Genomic DNA, 22,648 nt, shown 5'->3' with positions numbered 1-22,648 from the left:
TGTTTGGGAGCAATCGGGGGGTGCAACATGGGTAGCACGACACGGGCTCACTAGCGCTCAGTATCAAGCTATGTTTGATGAACTAGTGCCCCAAGGCTACCGTCCAACTATCCTTAGCGGCTACAGCGTTTCTGACTAGCAACGTGCTGGCGAGGAGTTATACCGCTGCGTCCCCTTACTGAACTTTAAAGGAGAGCAACGACAGACATTTCAGGCCATGTGGAGTAGATAAAAAATACGAGGTGGAGTTGCTGTCGCGTTCTCCACCTCGTATTTTTTATGCTCCTACCCCCAACATTACCGAAAATGACCAATTTCGGTAATGTTTGGTTTATCATGCCTTGAAGCCACAAGGGTTTAGCCCATACTACAAAAAACACGCCATTATTCGTTTTCGGCAATGTTCCTAAACACGCTATGACGCCTCCTCGCAAACCCAAGAATCAGGAAGTGCGATCGCGTGAGCATTTAACTCCGGATGAGGTGGAGGCGCTGATGCAAGCCGCGAAGCAAGAAGGTCGTCATGGTCATCGAGATGCCACGCTGATCTTGTTGATGTATCGGCATGGTCTGCGGGTGAGCGAGGCGATCGCCCTGCGCTGGGACCAGGTGGATTTGAAGCAAGGGTTGCTTTATGTCAGCCGCCTGAAGCGGGGAACGCCTGCAACCCATCCACTCAGAGGGCCTGAGCTGCGATCGCTCAGGCAACTGAAGCGCTATTACCCAGACTCTCCCTATCTGTTTCAGTCAGAGCGCAAAGGGCCTTTAACCGATCGCACTGCCCGACATATTATTGCTCGGGCTGGAGAACTAGCAGAACTTCCCTTTCCAGTCCATCCTCACATGCTGCGTCATGCAACGGGTTATTACTTAGCAGCTAACGGTCAGGATACCCGAGCCATTCAAGCTTACATGGGGCACAAGAATATCCAACATACTGTGCGCTATACAGAGCTAGCACCTGGTCGCTTCAAAGATTTTTGGCAGGACTAGAAATTTCTGCTCAAGATTGAGAGGTTTCAGAAGATTGAAATTGCAGGTTTAGCTGACTGGCGATCGCAACAACAATTCCTTTGTTACGTAACTCTCCTAAGGCTTTATAAAGATTGCCATCCCTTAACTCCCACCGTTCGCAAAAAGCAGCAACATCAATTGCAGGGTTAAGCTTGCCAGGAAAGTCGATTTGGAGTGCGAAAAAGATATAGTCGCGATCGCTGGATAAAAGCTTCAAGTTACGAATACGCAAAAGTTCTTCGCGATCGACGATATAAGCAGCTACAGCCGTTGATTCGAATTGATTCATGAGCCTAATAGTACGTTTGTACGTAAAATACACAAATTTCTCTTAAGTGACAAGCAATTCACACTGACATATTGTTGAGATTCGCAGTGATGCTGCACAGTAAAGCCTTAAGTCTGTTAGAACCAACTCTCTAAATCGATTGAGTATCACATGTAGCAGAGAAATCAAACTCTTTCTCAGTTTGGTACAGAGATTATCAGTGCCTCCTAACGTTTTCTTGTGTCAAGTTCTCAACCGTTTCTTGTAAGCTCAAAGCTATGATTATTACGATTGCAAGCTTTAAAGGTGGTGTAGGCAAGACGACAACAGCTCTGCATCTAGCGCAATATTTAGGTAAGCGTTGGAAAGATAGCAAAGTTGTCTTGTTGGATGGAGACCCTAACCGTAGTGCATTGAGCTGGTACGAGCGTGGAGGCCAAAGAGCAGCGTTTGCTGTGATGGATGGTGATGAGGAGCCATCAGCTTTTGAGCATTTAATTGTTGACACTCCTGCCCGTACTGATCCAACTGAGCTCTTACCGTTGGCTTCTGCTAGTGCTTTGCTGATAATTCCTTCCGAGATCTCTATATTTTCGTTAGAAGCGACAATCGCGACGGTTAGCGTTTTACAATCGCTATCTGACAATCAATACCGTATTCTTCTAACCATGCTGCCCACCCGAGGACTCAAGAGAGAGGTAAATGCTAGGGAAGCACTTAACGAGGCAGGGCTAAAGGTGTTTAATACAGGTATTAAAGCTAGAACCATTTACCAGGATTCGGCACTAGAAGGGTTACCAGTTTCAGATTTGCGCGGTGATGCTGCCGCTGCTGCATGGACTGACTATCAGGCATTGGGTAAGGAAATCTGGAAGGGGTGGGGAAAAAATGAGCGTCAGTAAGTTGACTGGGGCATTAGCGATCGCAAAGAGCAGGAGTGTAGATGCACTGTCGTCAAATCCCACTCTATTGCTGGATAGCATCACGGATCGAGCAGATGGTGATACCCGTCCATTAAATTCTGCCCATATTGAAGCATTAGCAGATAGCATTGCAATCGTAGGGCTGATTGCTCCAATTGCAGTTGACAGCCGAGGCAGGATATTAGCAGGAGGGCATCGACGAGCTGCGATCGCACTGCTACGAGAGAAAGACCCAGAAGCCTACGCTAAGCAGTTTCCCAGCGAACAGGTTCCAATCCGGCGCTACGACTTTGATAGTGAAACTGAACCAGACAAAGCGCTTGCAATTGAGGCCAGTGAAAATGAAAAGCGCAGGGACTACACACCTGCTGAGGTCAGAGCAATCGCAAACAGGTTAAGGGAAGCGGGCTATAGAGATGCGCCAGGCAAGCCTAAAAAAGGCGAAAAAGCCTTACGTCCTGCTCTTGAGCTGATTATCGGTAAGTCTATTAGACAGGTAAGACGGTATCTAAATAATGCCCCTAATATTTCTAGCGAAAACGGCGAACAAAACCAGGACAAGCAAACCCGGACAGACGTCCTAGTTTTGAATCGAGCCCTGATCAGCCTACAAAAATGGGCCGTTTTAGCCGCTGATTATGATGAACCAGGCACAGCTATCAAAAGTCTACGAACCCGTATGAAGCGTATGATGCGAGATATTGAGAATGCAATTGCTGAATTAGAAGACAAGTAAACATCGTGATAGACCAAGGGCATGGAAGAGTCATAAGCGATGACAGAAGCTGAAGCACAAGCACTAGCAATTCTTGATTCACTCACAAAAATTCCTTTCTCTGACTGCGTTCCAATAAGTAGAGAGTTTGTAGAGTTGACTACAAGACCAGGTATTTATGCAGTCAGGCATCGAACTGAGGGCTTGCTCTATGTAGGTAAAGCCCAAGACATTAAGGAGCGCTTTAGGGGTGGGCATAAATCTCTAATTTGGTCATGGCTAGCAGATTACGACCATAGAGATGTAGCGATCGCGACTCATGTCATCGACTTCATGCAATGGCGGGCGCTATCATCAGAGTTGGAGCGTATCATTCTTCAAGCTAGCAAGCCACCGTTCAATGCTCGTATACCTATGAGGGACTAGCTATGCCGCCGATTGTTGAACAAGAAACAACAGAGCATTTAAGTCCAGTTGTGGCCCGCATGATCCTAGTGGCTCTGCCTGACCATATCAGGGAGGCATTTGAGCGGCGAGCAGCTGAAATTGAGTACCCCATAGAGGCAGTGTTAGAGATGGCCCTGGCAGGCTTTCTTGACAGTGAATGCTTGAATTTCTCTGATTGCAAACCTCGATATTAAGATCTGCATTGTCTGGTTGACTTATTAATTAGTGTCTTGAAACTCAATTTTCTTTCCTGCTCTTAATTACCAGGATAGTCGGGCTCAAGTAACTACTTGACTGAGTATGATTACTAAGTCTTGGGTTTATGAGTCCCCAGCATCAGAATTCAAACCTCTCTATTTATATAAGGTTTAGCGCTTCACTTTACACTCTTGCCTAGATACAAGCAGAGATCCCTCTAAATTTTAAGCAAGACCCCTACTACCCCAAGGTAGCAATTCTTTAGCTCCGGTCCTTAATGGACAAAGCTTTCAAGCATTCTCAATAATTGAGATAACAGTAGTATCTCAATGGGAAGGAAAGAAGAGCCGTTTGTCTCCTCTTTCCTCCCATCCGTGCTTAGTTTAGCTAAGCACTTTATGATTAACCGTATTCATCTAAAGCCTTGATACATTGCTGGGCGACCACTTCAGCAAAATCACAAGGCAGTGCATTGCCCACAATCTCGCAAACGTGATCCATGTAAGGTGTATCAAAGATGTAGTTGATTGGAAAGGTTTGTATCAGTGCTGCCTCTCGAACAGAGATTGTTCGGTCTTCGTCAGGATGTCCAAATCTACCCTTACTAACGGTAGTGCAGCCACTAGTAACTGTCCCGCACACCTGATCCCAGTCCAAGCGACCATATACATTGTTGAATCCCTCTGTTCTATGTTGATGGCAGGCTGGTCGTAGCTCCACAGGGATCTTCATACGACTTTCTCCAGGTTTTGTTGCCTGTAACCTTTTGATAGTCATTTCTGATAGAGCACGTACGACATGCCAATTAAACTGCAATGGTCCCCCTGCCGCTTGAATGTCTGCCAGCACATGTGGCTTGGGCATATTTCCAATTGCTTCACGCAAAGTTTTCCACGGGCTTAAGCCGTCTTCACCTGTTCGGGAATGCGTTGGTTTTGGCAAGTCAACAGGGAACCCCTTGCCCGCGAGCAAAACGAGACGACGTCGGCTTTGAGGCACCCCATAATCAGCAACTTGAAGCACATCCCATGTAGGCAGGTAGCCAAGTGTTTTCAGATGCTGAATGAACTCATCGAAGAGTTCTTTTCCTCTGTCAGGTAACCCCGCAACATTTTCCATCATGACGATTCGAGGCTGTACTTCTGTGACAAGTCGGCCCATCTCAAGTACAAGCTGATTTCTAGGGTCTGCTCGACGGTATCTATACGTCAGGCTAGAAAAACCTTGGCAGGGAGGGCATCCAGAGAGCAAATCAACTTCATTAGTTGGTGAGCATGCACGTAAGTCTTCTCCGCGAATAGTGCGTACATCCTGCTTGTAAGCCTGTACCTCAGGATGATTGGCTTTATAGGTAGCAAATGCATGAGGCTCAATTTCCACAGCACCAACTACCTGGAATCCTGCTCGCTTGAGACCAACTGTTAATCCGCCCCCACCTGCAAAAATATCGATAGCTGTGAATTGATTAGCTTGGGAGAAATTTTGCAGCATTTACTCTCTGTCTTTGTGCTTCAGCTAAGAACTCCTCATGCATTTTTCTGGTGCGATGAAGAAAAGCAGTCCAACTAATGTGAGTTAACGTACCGCTATTCTTGTGCCCGTTATATGCAGATTTAGCAATACTAGTAAGGTTTTCATAGTCACAGACTAGGGTGACGTGGAAACCATTAAATACTTTCGTAAAATCGCTGTGACTTTCAGCCTTTAAAAAATTGCTCATCTGCTCTATGTATCTGTCTAAGCGCACCATTTCATCATTACTAAAGGAGTGCTTTGGTTTTTTGATCTCAATAATTTGGATAACCATGTCTTGGTTCGAAAGAACAAAGTCTGGGCGCTTGGTAGGATCGCTAAAGTCTTCAAGCTGTAAGTCATCACCTGTGTGCTCTTTGTAGTACTTCTGAAACTCTGACTTCAAGGTAGAAAAAGATTGGTTAGCTGTAATCGGTGACCACTGGGGATCAATCAACCAGGGCGCTTGCTCAATTAGTTCCTGGAAGGCAGATTCAAGGGTTCGCGCCTCATCTTTTAGAGATTCTACTGTTCCTATAACCCTTACACGCTTCTCTGCTATCTGGCCAAATGAAGATAGTTCAGCAATACGGGCTGTTTTTAGGATTTCAGTAATGACAGCAAGAGGTGAATCTTTTGAATCAGCTGCCTCACGCAACTTCTCATCAAGCAGGACATGCGGTGCAAATGTTAGGCTGAGCTGAACAACCTCTTCAGTTCGCTCTAAATCGCTGGCTTGGTCCTCACGCATTGATTGACCAACAGTTTTAGCAAATTTCAACGCCTCTTCACGAATTAGCTTTTGGCTATCTGAAGGAAATGCTTGATTGATTTTGTCTTCAATGTTTGAAACACTTTTAAAGACTTCCCAGGTTTTTTTCTTGACTGGGTTACGAGAAATATTGCCAATTTTACGTAACAGCTGTAGGCCCCATGCTTCAAAAGCTTGCCCAAGTTCATGTGACCATAGAATATCTCGACGGTCAGTTTGAATAAGATCTTCTTCTTGTTCGTCTAACCAGTCAGCATGCAACTCCCCAATCAAATAGGAGCGAATACTATATTCACCTGAGAAACTTGCTCCTCGATTAAAGACCGCAGTTTGAGCAGCAATTTTTCTACGACAGTAAATGCGAATTCCAGCCATCAAATCATCTTTATATGGCTCCTGCGAATAAGCTGCCCAGCCAGTCACTGAATAGAACTTCCCTTCAAAATCAAAGCCTGCCCTCATGTCTGGCAGAATAGTGCCATCTGCATTAACTACACTTCCATCAGCCTGAAAGCGCAGCTCTGTACTCTCCATTTTGACTAGATCAAAAGCACCAACTTCTCTGCAATACTCAGGATCTGTATCAGTTTTTACCGAGTCTTGCAGGGTAGTTTTCCAATCAGAAGACGATATACCAAAGCGCTGAGCTAACTGACGGCTTAGAACATCAATAGCTGGAACTTGTCGTTTGGCGAATTTAGTAAGTTTTAATGTAGTTCCAGTCTGGGTGCGAACAACCCCATTCCAAATACCAATTTCGGGTTCATAGTCAGAATCACTGTCTGTTAGGATATGGCTGCGATCAAGGATTAAATGAGCAGTTAAATAGCCTTCTGCATCATTACCCTGCTCGTCTTTTCCTGCAATTAACTCGCCTCCAGAACTAAGAACTTCAATCCTTTCACAGATCCCAAAAGGTGCGAGTTTTCCAACACCTTTGCGCCCCATCACTTTACGTCTAAATTTTCTGGAAAGATCTCCACGCCCAGGATCGTTTCGTCGCTCTGCTCCAATCCGCAGATAAAAATCATTAATCTCTTGGGGAGTCATGCCGATGCCATCATCTGAAACCTCTATGGTGTGGCCCTTATCTACAACTACGCCCCCAGCTTTGGTGGCAAGCATTTCACCCATAGGGGCTTTTATCACAACTTTAGTTGCATCAGCATCGTAGCTATTAGAGACTAGCTCAGCGATTACAGCAGAAACTTTGTCATACAACTTGACGCCTAACTTATCAACTGTTAGGCGAGATATGGTCATCTTGTATTTTGGCAGTTCAGCTGTAGTCATTTCTTGCTGAGATACAATCATGGGCTTCTAGAACACTCTACGTCTTTAGAGTGCCCTGTATACCAGGAATCTCAGCGCTTTAGCGCCAAAAAATAGTAAAGGCTTAATTATTTCTTCTGTATGAGTTCTTGTTGGGCCGCTTCAGTGATAACTCTGCGTAACCATGCTGAAGTATCAGGAAGCGCTCTCACAGCTTCATCAATCTCTTTAGATACCCTAATACATAGCGGATTAGGGGCTAATGCCTCATCGCCCAAGGGTTTAAATTTTGCTGGACGCATATTAAATCTACAAGCTGTTACCTCTGTTGCTAGTATCTGCCGAATAATGGCAATTTTGTTGAGGAAGTCGCCAAAGCTGGATAACGTACTACATCACATTGGCCTAATTTTGGACTATCTGGTTCTGGTACCGAAACATTCCATACTACAGCATAATCTCAGATACTTTTAGAGATTGAGACCCTCATTCTCTCATTGACGCATTGCGTAGCTGACAATTTTCTCTAAAGCGATCGCAACAAATCCAGTAAAGCTACTAACTCATCATCAGTGAGGCGTTCCCTAGTCTTGCCGGGAAATCGAGATGCAACGAACCGATCAACTTGAACTGAAGTCCAATTGACCCGCCTGATATGAACTTGAATTTCAGCAATCAGGTCACCTACGTCCAAACAATTGCAGTTGATACGGCCCGGAACTACAGAAGGTTGAAGCACCTCTTGCATGGGTGAAACCATGCGGAAATAAGTCTCATCAACAGGCAAAGATTCAGCTTGCAAGAGCCTGCGCTGCTTTCGTTCCGCTTTTTGCTGATTTAGCTTCTCAATAACAAGCCGAAAATATGCAATACCAGAAGTCAGCGTTGATTCTGTACCTGTGGAAAACCCCCCAGACCCCCCAACTGTAAAAGCAGGGGTTGGTTCAGATAGCTCTTGAGGAGCATCTGAACCAACCAACCCTGCAAACTTATTAGTACCAACAGGGTAGAATTCCTCATCTTGCAAGGGTTCTGAGCCCTGCATACCCACTGATTTAGTATCAACAGGGTAGAATTCCTCATCTTGCAAGGGTTCTGAATATTTGGGATACCACAAGTCTTTATGGTTATATAAAGTTTTGCCACCGATCCCATACTGCCCTAGTGCTTTAAAGCGGTCAGTAGTTCCAGCAGGTAAGGTTCCTTGCTTTAGCATGTCAGTGATCGCCGCTCGGATTCGCTCTCGTGCTGCCAAGGCTTGTCGCTGGTTCCAGGTAGGCTCCGAGGTACCCCTATCTCCCACTGACTTACTTAAAGCGCACTTAGAGCCATAGGGGTAATAACGTTTCTCAGCCGCTCGTGCATACTCTCTAGCTCGCAGCTCTAATTCGTGTTGATGTTGACAAAATTCAGAGAAACCGGGTAAAGAACGAGCGGTTTGGGCAATTACTGCTGCTAACACTTCACCTGTTATGGGTTCGCCACCATGTAAAACGTGATGAAAAACTCGTTCTCGGCAAGCGATTTTGCCCAAAAGATAATTCGTCTGCCCTAGCTCTGTCCAGCCTGGCTCAATTTCAATGTTAAGGTCGTTCAGGAACTTTTGCGCCTTGCTGCTTGCCCGTAGTCTCTGGCGTTGCGCCTGTTTCAGCGCCCGTTCAATGTTTTGGGGATCAAGCACATTCTTACGTTGTGCAAATTTCCAGCGAGCTACAAACATTGACTGAGTGCTCAAGATGGGTTCCCAGTTCTCATTTAGAATGTAGCTACCAGCTTGCAGAGGCAATCGATGCCCTTTGTAAAGGGTCGGCGTTCCTGCAACTAATGCTCTGGCGTTGGGAAAGATCTCAAGTTGTCCAGCGTGGGCTATATAACCCGCTTTTTCTAGCTGGGCTTGGGCAGCCAAGGCGATCGCCCATGAAGGTTGAGTGTCTTCAAATGGGAAATAGAGGTGAATACCGTTGCGGTAGCTCGAGCGAACAGGGACGTAGGATACCAATCCAATTGGCTCTAGCGCTGCCGTAATACCTGCTATTGCGAACGAATCATGCTCTGGGTGATACCAACTTGTAGGATCGACGTCAATTAGAAGATAGCTCGTTTGCGAACCAAACCTAACACCATACAGGTAATCGCCTTGCTGAATCTGACGATCGCTTATGGCATACCTACTCTCGGTATTCCAGTCAGGTCTCTCCTCTGGATTGGGATGCTTGGCGTAGAGAAAGTCCCACCGATGAGGAAAAAGGTTAAGAAATTCATCGTTCCATACCTTCGTACACCCAAAGGGTCTGGCCTTGTCGTTCAGAGATGTAATCACGCTGCACCTCCTTCTAGTCTTGGCAAACACAGACTGGTGAAGGAAAAGACATCAATCAGCGTGCAGAAGTCTACCTGCTGGCCGTAGCGGCAGCAAACTACTTGCATATCGGCTCCTTTAGTAAGAGCCAATCAACCAATTTTCATCTGCGTTGTTTAAGGCACTGGTCTATTTACACGAAAATGACATATAAATAGATAGACAGCTTAAACAATGCCGACCCAGATCGGCTAATTGGCTGCTATTGACATTTCGCAAGAAGATTGAATGTTCCAGGGACAGTGGGCTCTAATCACGTGATCCTGGGACTTTCTTTCTTTTCGCGATGTTTTATAATAGATCGCTATAACTCGAAAAGATCAAGTCACTGTAAAAAATTAGAAAATGCCTCCAAGGCGATATCTACAGCCAGAAGATTTCTCGCTTCTAGGCAAAGTTGTGCTCCAATACGCTGAAGAGCGCAACATTAGTATGAATGAGGTAGCTAGACGGGCTGGTATCAGCCAACCTGGTCTTAGAGCAGCCTGTCTTCGAGGAGCTAGCCCAACAGATGTGACTTTACAAAAATTGAGTAAAGCAATTGAAAGACCTATCGCTGAGTTATATGACCTAGTTTATAAGGCTAGGATTGAGGAACTGCATCACAATATGCCTGAGGCTGAGCTACCGGATAACTTTAGCATCCTAGCTAGACAACTATTTGAAGCCGCTAAGGAGCTAGGACTTGCAGAGCCAGAGAAAAGTCCTAGCAAAGAAAATTTTAAGGAAGCACTTCGAGCCCTTGGTTTTTCGCCTAGGTCGGTAGCTTAGCGTTTGAATAAACGTAAAAGTTCTATAAAAAATGCTGTTGCTCTCAAGGGCCCTGACAGGATGCGTGCAGAAACCTGCTCAACAAAGCTTAGTAGTAGCGACGCTACTACTAAGCTTTGTTGAGCAGTTCGAACTTACGCGATAGTGAGCCATTTCTGCTGCAAGAAACTAAGCTAAATGCAGGTTGCTTATGAAATAAACTTCATAAGCAACCTGCATTTAGCAATAGGCAAGAATGGTTGTTAAGCCTAAAAGGCCGAAAGGTAGCGTAGCTGCAACGAAGTGCCATGCGAGCGCTGAAATACTTACGAGTTAAGTATTTCAGCAAAAAAAGTTTAAAACCTGAAACTTGCCCGTAAATGATGGTCGAACCGCCTACAGAATAGGCTTTTCAAGCCTTCTTTGTCTAAAAACTTGCCCATAAATGGGCATTTCTTGGGATGTTTTAGTCAATTTACGGAAATTTTTCTAAAACCTTTACTAGAACTGTGTTGTGGCGACCAGATGGCACTTGGTTGCAGCTACGCTACCCTGGGGCCTTATAGAACAAGGATTCTGGATGAAACCGTAACTTTCTGTTCAAATGCGTCCGCTGGTCCTATCTGCTGAGAGCGCGATCGCTGAACGAAGCTGAGTTCAGGGCAAAAACCTAATTGGCTGCTAGGTAAATAATCCGGGTGGAAGCTTGTCCTTTGACTAAACAGGTAAGTGTTTTTACTATGCTAAAATTCTGTTCTTAGCTTTTGGATCATTAATTACACAGAAATCCCTTTTATTAATTTGTGCCTATAATTGATATAGAAATTTTCGGCACAGCTATCAACTGCCGTTAATAAAATATTGAGTAACCTTTCCCGGGGCTCGTTGACTTCAATCGTCAGCGAGCCCCTATTTTTTTGGAGAATTTTATGTCTGAATCAAAACGATCCCGTAAGAAGCCTTGTTCTGTTCGCGTAGTCAATCACAAGAGGAATGTACGCTCGCAGCGTGGAGTTCCAGAAACAAATTACGGAGAAATCAAGAGGATTTCGTCTTTTAGTATTACGCCTACGGCCTTAAATCTTCTAAAGAGTCTTAGCCAAGAATTGAATATTTCTACTAGTGAATTGTTGGAACGCTTTGCTCGTTTGGGAGTAGAGCTAAAGGAGCATTTGAGGCAAGAAGCTTTGCTGGATAAGGCTGATATGGAGACGCCTAAGCCGTTATGTAAGCCCTAATCCTATACTTCTATCCTTATTTCTCGTAAATAATCCTTCTTACCCAAACCCTTAATAAACCCAAAGACTCAAACCTGAGGAGCTATTTATGACTGTCTATATGTCAAAACGATCTCATTTATTTATTAATTACTTATTTTTTGTTTCTTGTGAAACGTTTACTAGGCATATATTTAAAGGTTTTCTATTAGACAAACAACAGGAATATATCAAAAATAGAATGCTATTTTTCTATTTGCTTTTATCAATAAATATCTGTTTAATACTATTAGTTCCTAGTGCTAATACTAGAGGTCCTCCAGGTCTTTAATAACCCCTAAACTCTAGCTCAAGTTATTTCTGTAACAACAAGGTGAAATTTATTACGATGGCAATTTCAAACATGCTCGATGCTTTTTTGGATCTCGAACAGGTTGCTAAAAGTGTTGATGGTAAGCGGGCTGTTCGACCAAAAATTAATGAACTCAGAACTCTGCGTCGGCGTTTTCTGGCATCACAATACAACGGTTCACCCATCACAGGCGATCGCAAAATGACCGAGGAGAAAGGGCAGGAAGCGGACGAATGCTTAAGGCAGCAACCTGTCGGGCGGTTTGTCAATGTGCAAGAGGATCTACAGGCTGGCTTTGACTTGATGAACGCCTCGCAATCCAGTCGTAATACTTATGGCGCTCGACTGGATTGGGTCATTACTTTGGCCAAGGAGCGGCCTTGGTGGCCCATATCTCAAACGATTGACCTGCGCAATCAGTGTCGTCCACCACGCCGCTTAAGCGGACGACGCCAAAATTCCGACCTGCCTTTAACGGTTCGCAATGGCCACTATCAAAAGTATCGGTTAACTGAGGAAGAAACCCCGCCTGCTCTGCAAGCCCAACTGGAGGATTTGTACTGCTTCCTGGTGGCCCCGGTTTATCCCAAGCGGGTTTGCGATCCGGTTAGAGCATCCACCGCCGATACTTACCTCAAAGACATTCGCTTAGAACTGGGCTACTGGCATCATCTTCGGGGAGTGCCTCTCAATGAGCTGAGTTTGGAACTTCTAGTTCCTGTGGTGACTGAGGAGCAGCTAGAGGCGCTGTCTCGTCGAGAACAGCAACGTCTCTGGGATGAAAAGCATCTGTATGTGGAGGAATGGACGGAAGCGTATTTCGAAAAGATTTATCAGCTTAATAACACGTTGAGTCCAAGAAGCAAGAATGGTAAGCTCATCGCCCTCCAGCGGCTAGGACACTACCTCTATCGCGATCAGGTCAGACGTAAGCACGACTACGATGCCATTCCCATCTTCAACACGATCCAGGCAAAGATTGGTCAAGCGGTAAAAGTGATTAAGAAGTGGCAGAAGACCCGCACTTATGTATCCAACCAGGCTCGGAAGTGGCCTAACCCAGTGGAAGGTGAGTCTGCTCTGACAACTGTACGTCGTTTAATCGTAGAGCCATTGCGCTTGGAGACGCGGCCTCGTCGTCGCAATGGGGCATTTCGGGAGGGGGATGTCATTGCTAAGTCAACCCAGCACTATCTGAAATGGGCTTTTGTGTCAGATTGGCCAGCACGACGTCAATATCCCTACCGCACGAGTCTCATTGCCCTGAGTTGCCCAGTCCAGCGGCCAGACGATGTGCCAGCGGATGGCTGCTATTTCCCATTACCGCCGCCTGCTGTGCGCAATAAGCATCACGATGGGACGATCGCAGATAACTACCTCTACAAAACCTACGTCTATAGAGGTAAGTCTTACCCGGAGGGCATATGGGTTTTGGAACTCTGCTCTTACAAGACGGATGAAACCTATGGGGTCTACTCAATGGTGATTCCAAATCGGCAGTTTGCAGATGGAACTAATTTCTACGAATACCTGGAGCACTATTTATGTGGCTGGTGGATGCCAGGGCAGTTCTATGATCGTTACCCCTACACTTGGTGGGATGCCAAGCTTCAGGGGCGACGTGGCCACTGGATCACGAAGGGATGGATGGAGTTTGAGCCTAAGGATATGACGGTCTGTGAGGAGCCTCGAGGCCCTTTATGGCGGTCGAGCTACTTGTTTCCGCTACCAGAAACCGGAAGGCAGGGCAGTGGATGTTCTTTTGGTGGCTCTTTTGACCGCACGTCTTATCAACTGATTGGTAAACGCATCACGCCCCACATGATGCGATACTTCTGGGCAACCTGGGCCTTTCAGGTTGGCTTAAGTGATCGGGAATTAGAGTCTTTAGCTTATGCGATGGGGCACAGTGTTAAGACCCTACGAGGTATGTACGAGCGGTGTTCTCCGGAGGAAAAACTACGTCCTATTTTTGAGGTGATCGATCGGCTGCTGTTCAATGAGCTAGAGGAGCCACCCACCAGCGAGGAAGCCACCGAGCAGGTTCCGATTCGTTTAGTTGCAGAGTTGCGCAGGCTGAGTCCGGAGGAGCGCCAGCAAGTCCTACGAATGGTTGAGGAAGCATAACCTCAAGGGCGATCGCTTCAATGCCTTCAGTCTTGAAGCGATCGCTATTCTTAAGCCCCGTTGAAACTCCGCATTGCAAGGGAACAATAACTCGAAGCCCAGAGGAATGTAGGAGAACGACGCTTGGATTTTGTCGTGATTGACACAGAGGGAAACCCTGAACTGAGTGAGATTGCCATTCTTGATAGCCAAGGGCAACTCATTTATGAGGCTTTTTCGGCTGAGCATCCCACCAACTGCAATCTTCAACGTGGCCTGAAACCTCTCAAAACCATTGTTCAAGACATCACTGACCTAACTCAGTCCAAGCAGGTGGTCTGCCATTATGCCAATCACGACTTGAACGTGCTGAAGTTTAGCTTCGGCAAGGCCAAAGTTCCTTGGACAGGTTTTTCGGTTGCCTGTACTTGGGAGTTGGCCAAGCAGTATTTGCCGAATCTAGAGAGTTACTCATTAGAGCACTTAAGCAAGTGTCTGCATCTCAAAGTCAGTGACCAGCGCTTTAACTCAGCTCAAGCTCATACAGCCCGCTATGATGCTGAGTTTACCTATCAGCTTTACCTCAAAATCCTTGAAGCCCAACACAGTAGAGTGATGCAAACTCAGCTCCAACACACAGCCAATCCCTTTAGCAGCAGCCGAGTTGATACTCCTTTTCAGGATCACATTGACTTTCAGGCGGTTTATCAAGCTGAGTTTGAGCTGCTCAAATCCGTCTTGGGTGATATCAAGGCCGATCCCAATCAACAAAGCAAAGGCGCAGTCGTCATTGGGTCCGCTGGGTCGGGTAAAACCCACCTGATCATGCGGATGGCCAAAGAACTGCTCCGCACTAATCGCCTGCTGTTTATCCGCCAGCCCAACAATGCCACGGCAGTTCTTCACCACACCTACTCACGTATCTTGGAGTCTTTTGCAGAAAAAGTAGTCGGTAGCGATCGGACCCAACTGGAACTACTTCTAGCCAACAGCTTTGTGAAAATCCTCAGCTCGCTCGAAAAAGTTACTAGCACTCAGAAAGGGCAGGAAATTCTGGCAGCTTTCCAGAATAACAGCTTGAGCCTCTACAGTCGCCTAGGTAACGAAGAAACTCAACGCCATCGAGAGAGCTGGCAATACATTGAACGGCACATCAGCGAATGGTGGAGCCGTCACTACACAGCAGCGGGTTACTCAGCTACCATCCTCAAAGGCATCATCAAGTTTTGCAGCTACAGCAACCCCCACAAAAAAGATTTAGTGCGGCGATGGTTAGCCGCCTCGGAACTAGAGGCGGAAGAAGCGGAAAGTATTGGCTTGGACAACTGGCAAGATGACATGAGCCGGGAAGAATTTGCCCTAGAAGCCATCACTGTCTTTGGGCGATTATCGACCCTCGACGAACCGCTGATTATTGTGTTTGATCAGCTAGAGAGCTTAGGGCTGGCGCACAACGCTCCCATCTTGGAAAGTTTTGGGGCGGCAGTCAAAGAGATCCTGACCCATGTGCCCAATAGTCTCATCATCCTGAACTTGTTTCCAGAGCGCTGGGAGCAATTCAAAGTCTTCTTTGATGGCTCGGTCGTGGATCGAGTGTCTGAGTACATCGTCAAGCTAGAGCGTCCCAGTCCTGACAGGTTGGCAGACCTCCTCAGCCTAAAAACAAAGTCAGTGGGGATTGAGTTGAATACCCTCTTCACTCCTACAGAACTCTCTAGCATTCTGAGCCAAGACTCAATTCGTGCAGTTCTGAATCGGGCGGCTGCTTACTTTCGCTACAAAATCAACAACATTCCTTTACCAGTAGACTACGAATCCCCAGTTCAAAAACTCTCAGTCGAATCCAGGCTCAAGCAACTTGAGCAAGTCATGTCTCAAATTGTTAGCCTCGTTCAGCCCTATCTGAGTAGCGTATCCGCTGGAGAGGGCGCTCCTGTCACTGATGTTACTGAATATATAGATGCCACTTCACCAGGTCCGTCAAAACCCATCAACTCAAATGGTGGGACTGCTCGAGACGACTCGATCGTTCCTCCAGGCGGACAGCCATCTACAGAAGAAGTTGTTTCTGAGTATCTGAGACACAAGCAACAAGAACTAACGAAGGACTACACTAAACCGACGATCATTAATGACGCCAATGAGATTGGCAAACTAGCCGCGATCGCAGAAGCGTTTAAGTTGTGTCAAGACTTAGAGTTCTACCCTTTGCGGTTAGGGAAAAGCAAGCTCCCAGAGCACTTTTGCATTAAAACTGCTCAACAAGAATTTGTTATTGGCTTCCTGAATGCAGGTGGTAGTGCCTTCACAGCTAGAATCAAGAACTTTAATCAGTTAGTGGTTAGTCATCCCAAAACCAAATTCAGTTTGCTCCGCGACAGTCGTGAATCTACGATTAAGGGTGCTGTAGGGCTAACAGAGATTGAAAAACTGAACCATAGCCCGAATGGTCAGTTTCTAACGATGGAAAAGGAAGACCGAGTTAGCTTTGAACTGATTTACAACTTAGTGATTGACATTCAAGAAAAAGACTTAGAAGTTGATCTAGCAATGGCTATACATGTACTGACTCACCAAATGAGTAATTATTGGCTCATTGCGGCCCTTAGTAGTCAATGACTTTGTTAACGAGTTCAGAAATATGATTTATACAATCTCTATCTCCTATTAAGCTTTTAGCTTAAGTGCCATTTTTTTACTTCAATCAATTCCACTTGATTTCTCGCCCAAATATTTAAGCCAAACTTACAGTTTCGAAGTTTTCTGAAAATAGTCTATTGAACTTCTTGACAAGATGAGCATGGAAAGTTTTATAGCCTTCCTGAAAATCATCTAAGCTTGTGTTTGTGGTAACGCAAAACTGGATCAGATAAGAAGCATGCTCGACATGAGCAGGTTCAATTTCATCAGCATGGGACCTGAAGAATTCGAGATCTAACATTCTATCCGTTCGGAGACAAAAATTTTTGAATCCTTCATAGTAGACAGGAAACCAGACATTTGCAAATACTTCATCTGCATAAAGAGAACCTAAAGCGCGGCCTCGGTTGGGTGACCCGATGAGACCAAGAAGAGCCCGTTCAAAGAATTCTTGAGCGCTGTGTCCCCAATTATATAGCTCCTCTTTATTCATTGAGAGCGATGTTGCGAGAGAATAGAGCATGGCTATATGTGTTTTGCCGTGCTGCTTAAGTCCTACAGAATCCAGATCAGAACCTAACTCTGTACTCATATGAGGATCTAGAAAGCTACTAATGAAGTCTGGATCTCCTAAGAAATTTCCTCTCATTTCTGTAAGCGCAGATAGGAACTTGACATTATAGCCAAGTTGTAATGCAACAAGATGTTTGGCAGTATCTTCTGAAAAATCCCCAGTTTGCAACTTAGAGAGAAAATTGGTTTGTAGAAGTTGCTTACTTAAAGCTTCTTGGTTTTTATCCAAAGCATTGATCAACGAGATAGTCATTTTATTGAATTTCCTTGTTCTTCTATCAAAAACTTAATTCTTTTATCATTGGGATTCCTGAAGTACAGTAAAAAGTTAATGTGAATACTCAATAGAGATTTATTCAAAGTAAGAATGTAAAAGCCTTTTACTGTAGTTGTGAAATCATCCGATCTAGCTTCTTTATAACATTAAATTTATCTTTGTCCTCATCTACAATTTGATTCCAGAACTTTTCGAGCATATCTTGTAACGCCTGAACTACCAAAGGGTTTTGAGCTAAAAGCCAATTTGTTAAACTGCGTTGGGCGACGCCTTTTTTAGCTCTTTTTCTTTCTCCTGCTTCTTCAGGAACTTCAACAAATGCACGGATGCCTGCTTTAACTTCAAAATAAAGAGGTTTAATATTTTGAATCCATTCAACGATTTCATTATCAACCAATTTTTCTAAAGATTTGTCTAAAATTGCTACTTCATAATTGGACTCATCCCAAATCAGTTCCCGCATAGAAGTAAACCTCTCTGCTAAGGCTTTTGAGTCGATTTCTAAAAGAGAAGGCTCGGGTCTTCCACTAAGAATAATTTCATTTAGATCTGATTCGAGATAAATCTCACGACGGCGATCTTGCTTTAAAGATTGTCTAAGATCAAGGAAGTATCGTTGTCTTCTGAGCTTAATTTCTCTCGATAATTCCTCTTTATCAAGAGCACGCCTTCGATGCATTTCAAGATCTTGTTTAACTAACTTCTTGTAAAGCTCGCCACTGTACTGCTCCCATGGTCGGGTAAAGTCAGAAAATCGTCTCAAAAAGATTGTAGAATCCCCTCTTCTATAAGAATCAGAATTTGACAGCATAGCAATCAAATCTGGTTGAGCAGGATCATCATATCTACTAAATATTTCAACCGTTTCTACTCTCTTGCGTAGTTCCAAATGCTGATTTAAAAATTTAATCCAGTCACCATCCTCATTCTTTTCTGCTTCTAAATAAACAGCTACATTTACAGAACTTAGTTGATTACTGGATTCCAGAATTCCAATCCCACCTTCAGAAGCCAATTCTTTGCTTGTCTCAAGTGCGAGAAGTGCTTCTTTATCTTCTATGACAAATACTTCATCAGCAACCGATAACGTTCCATCCTGGATAAAAGCATAAGCAGTAAATTTTCCTTTATATCCCCAAAACTGCAAAATGCTAGCGATTATCTCGCATGTTCTATCTAAGTTTCGATCTAGACGGACAAGATAATCAATATTCCAACCATTCTTTAACGCTAACTTAACGGCTTTCCGCCAGTCATTCTTCTCTTTCTCGGTTCTAAAAACACTTGCTGATTGAAATGTTAGAAATACTTTTTTAGAGCGATCTGCTTCAGTGACGTGTAACCTCTCCATCATGGCAAGCATAGCTTTGGTAATATCTTGCTTTGTCGAGAGTACCGATTTGTTCTGGTAGTCAAGAGGTGCTGATTTGTCTTGGGAATTTTGAACTTCCTCAGACTTTAGTCCTACATCCAATCCCCCTAAGACATTCACCACTTTTTTGGTTGCTGCGACTAAATCTGGTTCCTGCCCCCTCTTTCTTGCTTTTCTCCGTTCATCTTTAATTTTCTCCCTGCGTACAGAAGCTTCTTGCTGATATTTCTCTAAAAGCTGTACTGGCACTTCGAGAGCTTCTGCTAATTGTTTTAAGTACTTTGATGCCGGAACTCCCTCTCCACGTGCCCACCTTCGAAGGAATCCTGAATCAAGATCTGCCTCATTAGCAATCTGTTCAAGGGACATTCGTTTTTCGGAGTCTGCTTGCCCATGTTCACGCAAAAGAATTGCGATGGGATTATTTGGGTCCTGTATCACGGTTTAAATCTGCCTAAGGGAATAGCGTCAGTCAGTTGTCCGTTGTATTAGTATTTTACAAGTAGTCCGATTTAGAAATTGTCTTTTTGTCCGACTACGTCTACCATAGCAACAACCCTAGAAAATAGCCAACTAGGGAATTTAGCTAGTTGACTTCTTTTAAGCTGGAGCGCTTGATTGAACAGTCGAATTATCTCTGGTGTGGCGAGTGCAAGTTTAACGGTTAGGCCGAATAAAAGGTCAAAGCCCCCTATCCAATAATGCCTTAACCGCTGAGTTTTAGGGAAATTGAGAGTCTCTCAAAACCTTGCTCAACGCAATCATTGGCCTGAGTACACACATAGTGTACGTAGCCATGCTTCTAGTTATTGCTCGATCTAAAATCACCTGCCCCCGGAGACTAAGTATGGCAAACCACAGCGATAGTGACACTTTGGATAACTTCGTGACTGAACTTTTAGCGCGTCTGAGTTCTAGTCTAGATGAGGCTAGCGGGGGTACTGGCTTTGCAGAGATAGGTGTCTCGATTGAGATCGCGAAGCGGACGAAAAGTGAACGGCTATTTAGACTAATTCTGAGAGGATGCCCGTCTAGAAAATTTATCGTTACTTCGTCCCAATTCGATCGCTGGGCAAAAAAATATAGTGATCAAAAGAATTTAGTCTCATGATGAGTCACGGCTAAATTGCCGGACTCTAAAGAAAAATTGGCGAGTTTTCCAGCTTAAGGTCTGCGATTGCCATAGCTGATTAGAAGTGTTGTTCACAGCAACATTTCTGATCAGCTTTTTATTTCAGAAAAACCTTTCAGTCAACCCCTTTGTAATATACCCACCAGAATTGTATGAGCTTGTTTTTTATCCCTCCCCAACCTACCTGTAAATTAGCTTACCGAGTCTCAGGACGAATTGAGGCTGTTGCGAATGGAGGTTTTCGGGTCCTGTGTTTTGGCACCTCATGGCGCTTCAAAGTCCTAGTCTGTCCTGGCCGAGTGGTTCAGCTTTACCCAGGGCAGGTGGTCACTGTTGTGGGTTTGGATGATGCCACAACCCTGTTAGTTGAGTGTAGCTAGGCGACGTATTAATTCCTTTTGATCCTAAAAATCTTTACAGCAATAGGAGATCTCAATGCCTAGCAATCATGTTTTCATGTGGCTCAGAAGTTTACTGCTTAAGGCTCGATTCAGAGGAACTCAGGCGGGTCAGACTGAAAATCAGTTAACTCGAAGCAAACCGATTTTTCTCACCTCCAACCTTCCAACGCTTTGTCTCGACCAGTCTCCTGATAGTATGGCGAGCGCGACAACTGCCCTGCAAGAGCTTCTCAATCAAAATGGTTACCCATGTCCAATCACAGGAAAGTTTGATAAATGTACAGAAGAGGCCTTAAAAGATTTCCAAAAAGGGCGTGAGATCCCAGCGGATGGTGTCGCAGGGGTTATTAGCTGGACGGCCCTCCGTTACCCCAATCTGTATTTTGGTGTCCAGCACGAGTCAACTAGAGCAAAACAATCGGTTATAGAGCTTCAAGAGCGCCTGCGAGAAGAAGGCTTCCGTACTACAGGCGATCGGCTTGGTGACTATGGGAAAAATACGGAAGCAGCAGTTCGACAATTTCAACGGACATTCGGGCTGGAACAAGATGGTGCCGCCGATGCGATGACCATGGCGTTATTACTGGGCCTTGTGCAAAGAGGGAAAGGCAAGCCCCCCATCCAATCAGCTATTTACATCTCTCGATCGGAAATTGTTTCCCACGCACAGGAACTTACAAGGTTACTTGCCGTTGTTATAGGGATGCATTTTCAAACCGAGCAGGCCTCAACGAATGCAAATTTTCCTGGGTTATCTTCTTGGGTTACTGCATTTGGAATTGCCTGGCTTGTGCCCTGGCTGACTAAGCGGCTCATGCCACGCCAACGTATCCAGACAAAATCCTTTCTAGTTTCCTATGGTCCTTACGTACTTTTGGGCAAATTTTCGGGTCAAGTTTTAAGCCATGCGGGCCAGTTGTTAGCTCCTCTAAATTTGTCAAATTGAACTTGAAGGTCGCTCTCAGACTGTAGACCTCTCTTCTACAAGATGTGAAGAAAACGCTTATTCAGGTTCCCAACACAGTTCAAAGCCAAACAAGACAAATGTTTGGAATGGTCGTTTTTCGCTCTAATTAATCAACAAAAAAGGTAATTATGACTAGCACTGATTTTGGAAGCTCTCCATCCAATTCTTCTACTCAACGTTTTACAGCGATGGGGGTGCAAACCTATGACCGAAACGTTATTCGGGCAGCTCCCGACCTGAATTCTGGTGAAAATCACCCCAGTATAATTGAAGTTCAGAACTATCTTAGACATTACGGCTACTTGACGCAGGATGCTGCACTTTCCTCCGGACAGCTTGACGATGCAACAGTTCACGCACTCACGACTTTTCAACAGCGATTCAATATCAACCCATCAGGCAATTTAGATGCTACCACACGGGCGGCAATGACAGCGTCACGATGTGGAGTTCCTGACATCGTAAGTCCGCTTGCCTTTAGAACGGCCGGGGCCTGGAACCGCCGGAACTTGACTTATGCGTTTGGCCCTCTCTCTGTTCAACTTAGTAATGATGTGGTCCAGAACGCCGTGCGTCGCGCCTTCAACACTTGGGCGGCAACAGGTACCGAGCTAACGTTTACAGAGGTGGCTCAGAGCCAGAATCCTGATATCTTGATTGAATGGCGTCAGGCAGAAGATCCAGACCATTCAATGGTGGGTGGTATCCTCGCTCATGCAGACTTTCCTCCAGGCTTCTCACGAATTGTGAGCAATCCTCCGCTACCGCTTCATTTTGATGACCAGGAACACACTTGGGTGGATGGAGCAGTTTCCAACGGATTTGACATTGAAACACTGGCTCTGCATGAAATTGGTCACTGTCTTGGTATGCACCACACAGATGTCGTGGGCAGTGTAATGTTTGCCACAATTAAATCTAATTCCACGTTACGCACACTCCAGCCTGACGATCTTGAAGGCATTCGCAATCTTTATCCAACTACTCCTACCTATGATCGCTACATCGGCGTTTGGGAGCAATCGGGGGGTGCAACATGGGTAGCACGACACGGGCTCACTAGCGCTCAGTATCAAGCTGTGTTTGAGGAGCTGGCGGCTAAAGGTTATCGTCCAACTATCCTTAGCGGCTACAGCATGAATGGGCAAGACTTTTACCTGGGTGTTTGGGAGCAGTCGGGGGGTGCAACATGGGTAGCACGACACGGGCTCACTAGCGCTCAGTATCAAGCTGTGTTTGAGGAGCTGGCGGCTAAAGGCTACCGTCCAACTATCCTTAGCGGCTACAGCATGAATGGACAAGACTTTTACCTGGGTGTTTGGGAGCAATCGGGGGGTGCAACATGGGTAGCACGACACGGGCTCACTAGCGCTCAGTATCA

19 protein-coding genes are annotated in these 22,648 nt (G+C 45.3%); 13 read left to right on the top strand and 6 right to left on the bottom strand.

Annotated elements, in window-relative coordinates:
• Both KME12_26075 and KME12_26070 read left to right on the top strand, forming a co-directional pair.
• Positions 1-139 (top strand): hypothetical protein (locus KME12_26075; GenBank protein MBW4491238.1); only part of this gene is annotated, 139 nt, incomplete at its 5' end.
• 278 nt (positions 140-417) lie between these two features.
• Positions 418-993 carry a tyrosine-type recombinase/integrase gene (locus KME12_26070; protein ID MBW4491237.1) on the top strand — a complete coding sequence of 192 codons (576 nt, stop codon included), beginning with the start codon at positions 418-420 and terminating at the stop codon, positions 991-993.
• 10 nt (positions 994-1,003) lie between these two features.
• On the opposite strand, the gene KME12_26065 is transcribed toward KME12_26070, so the two are convergent.
• A complete protein-coding gene (locus KME12_26065; GenBank protein ID MBW4491236.1) occupies positions 1,004-1,303 on the bottom strand; it encodes a hypothetical protein in 300 nt (99 codons plus the stop codon).
• A gap of 257 nt (positions 1,304-1,560) precedes the next feature.
• On the opposite strand from KME12_26065, the gene KME12_26060 reads away from it, so the two are divergent.
• The 4 genes from KME12_26060 to KME12_26045 are packed head-to-tail and all read left to right on the top strand — an operon-like array spanning position 1,561 to position 3,561.
• Positions 1,561-2,184: a ParA family protein gene (locus KME12_26060; protein MBW4491235.1), complete on the top strand. Its 624-nt coding sequence runs from the start codon at positions 1,561-1,563 to the stop codon at positions 2,182-2,184.
• Complete coding sequence (locus tag KME12_26055; protein MBW4491234.1) at positions 2,171-2,941, top strand: ParB N-terminal domain-containing protein; 771 nt, start codon at positions 2,171-2,173, stop codon at positions 2,939-2,941. Before KME12_26060 ends, KME12_26055 begins: the two co-directional genes overlap by 14 nt.
• A gap of 39 nt (positions 2,942-2,980) precedes the next feature.
• Entirely contained in the window at positions 2,981-3,346 is a 366-nt protein-coding gene (locus tag KME12_26050) for a GIY-YIG nuclease family protein (protein MBW4491233.1), read from the top strand.
• A 2-nt stretch (positions 3,347-3,348) separates the two neighbouring features.
• Entirely contained in the window at positions 3,349-3,561 is a 213-nt protein-coding gene (locus KME12_26045) for a hypothetical protein (GenBank protein ID MBW4491232.1), read from the top strand.
• 406 nt (positions 3,562-3,967) lie between these two features.
• On the opposite strand, the gene KME12_26040 is transcribed toward KME12_26045, so the two are convergent.
• From KME12_26040 to KME12_26030, 3 genes are all read right to left on the bottom strand, one after another.
• Positions 3,968-5,056, bottom strand: a complete 1,089-nt coding sequence (locus KME12_26040) for a DNA cytosine methyltransferase (GenBank protein MBW4491231.1) — start codon at positions 5,054-5,056, stop codon at positions 3,968-3,970.
• Positions 5,031-7,163, bottom strand: a complete 2,133-nt coding sequence (locus KME12_26035) for an ATP-binding protein (protein ID MBW4491230.1) — start codon at positions 7,161-7,163, stop codon at positions 5,031-5,033. The genes KME12_26040 and KME12_26035 overlap by 26 nt, the downstream gene beginning before the upstream one ends.
• Positions 7,164-7,647: 484 nt before the next feature.
• Entirely contained in the window at positions 7,648-9,441 is a 1,794-nt protein-coding gene (locus KME12_26030; GenBank protein ID MBW4491229.1) for a hypothetical protein, read from the bottom strand.
• A 384-nt stretch (positions 9,442-9,825) separates the two neighbouring features.
• Between KME12_26030 and KME12_26025 the strand changes: the two genes are divergently transcribed.
• From KME12_26025 to KME12_26010, 4 genes are all read left to right on the top strand, one after another.
• The gene (locus tag KME12_26025) at positions 9,826-10,251 is read left to right on the top strand and encodes a helix-turn-helix transcriptional regulator (protein MBW4491228.1); all 426 of its coding nucleotides are present in this window, start codon (positions 9,826-9,828) and stop codon (positions 10,249-10,251) included.
• A gap of 908 nt (positions 10,252-11,159) precedes the next feature.
• The gene (locus tag KME12_26020) at positions 11,160-11,468 is read left to right on the top strand and encodes a hypothetical protein (GenBank protein MBW4491227.1); all 309 of its coding nucleotides are present in this window, start codon (positions 11,160-11,162) and stop codon (positions 11,466-11,468) included.
• Between the two features lie 367 nt (positions 11,469-11,835).
• Positions 11,836-13,926 (top strand): hypothetical protein, encoded by a 2,091-nt coding sequence (locus KME12_26015; GenBank protein ID MBW4491226.1) that lies wholly within the window; start codon positions 11,836-11,838, stop codon positions 13,924-13,926.
• Between the two features lie 123 nt (positions 13,927-14,049).
• The gene (locus tag KME12_26010) at positions 14,050-16,524 is read left to right on the top strand and encodes a hypothetical protein (GenBank protein ID MBW4491225.1); all 2,475 of its coding nucleotides are present in this window, start codon (positions 14,050-14,052) and stop codon (positions 16,522-16,524) included.
• Between the two features lie 115 nt (positions 16,525-16,639).
• Here the strand turns inward: KME12_26010 and KME12_26005 are convergent, their stop codons facing one another.
• Both KME12_26005 and KME12_26000 read right to left on the bottom strand, forming a co-directional pair.
• Entirely contained in the window at positions 16,640-17,371 is a 732-nt protein-coding gene (locus tag KME12_26005) for a hypothetical protein (protein MBW4491224.1), read from the bottom strand.
• A 127-nt stretch (positions 17,372-17,498) separates the two neighbouring features.
• The gene (locus KME12_26000; protein MBW4491223.1) at positions 17,499-19,136 is read right to left on the bottom strand and encodes a helix-turn-helix domain-containing protein; all 1,638 of its coding nucleotides are present in this window, start codon (positions 19,134-19,136) and stop codon (positions 17,499-17,501) included.
• Positions 19,137-20,051: 915 nt separating this feature from the next.
• On the opposite strand from KME12_26000, the gene KME12_25995 reads away from it, so the two are divergent.
• The 3 genes from KME12_25995 to KME12_25985 all read left to right on the top strand — a co-directional run.
• Positions 20,052-20,279, top strand: coding sequence for a hypothetical protein (locus tag KME12_25995; protein ID MBW4491222.1), 228 nt, complete (start codon positions 20,052-20,054; stop codon positions 20,277-20,279).
• Positions 20,280-20,334: 55 nt separating this feature from the next.
• Positions 20,335-21,246, top strand: a complete 912-nt coding sequence (locus KME12_25990) for a peptidoglycan-binding protein (protein MBW4491221.1) — start codon at positions 20,335-20,337, stop codon at positions 21,244-21,246.
• Positions 21,247-21,395: 149 nt separating this feature from the next.
• Positions 21,396-22,648, top strand: a 1,253-nt coding sequence (locus tag KME12_25985; protein ID MBW4491220.1) for a matrixin family metalloprotease, incomplete at its 3' end; no start/stop codon positions are given.

The organism is Trichocoleus desertorum ATA4-8-CV12, assembly GCA_019358975.1.
GTDB lineage: Bacteria > Cyanobacteriota > Cyanobacteriia > FACHB-46 > FACHB-46 > Trichocoleus > Trichocoleus desertorum_A.
Note: the sequence above shows the minus strand (reverse complement) of the source record. Positions and strands in the feature narration are given on the sequence as shown.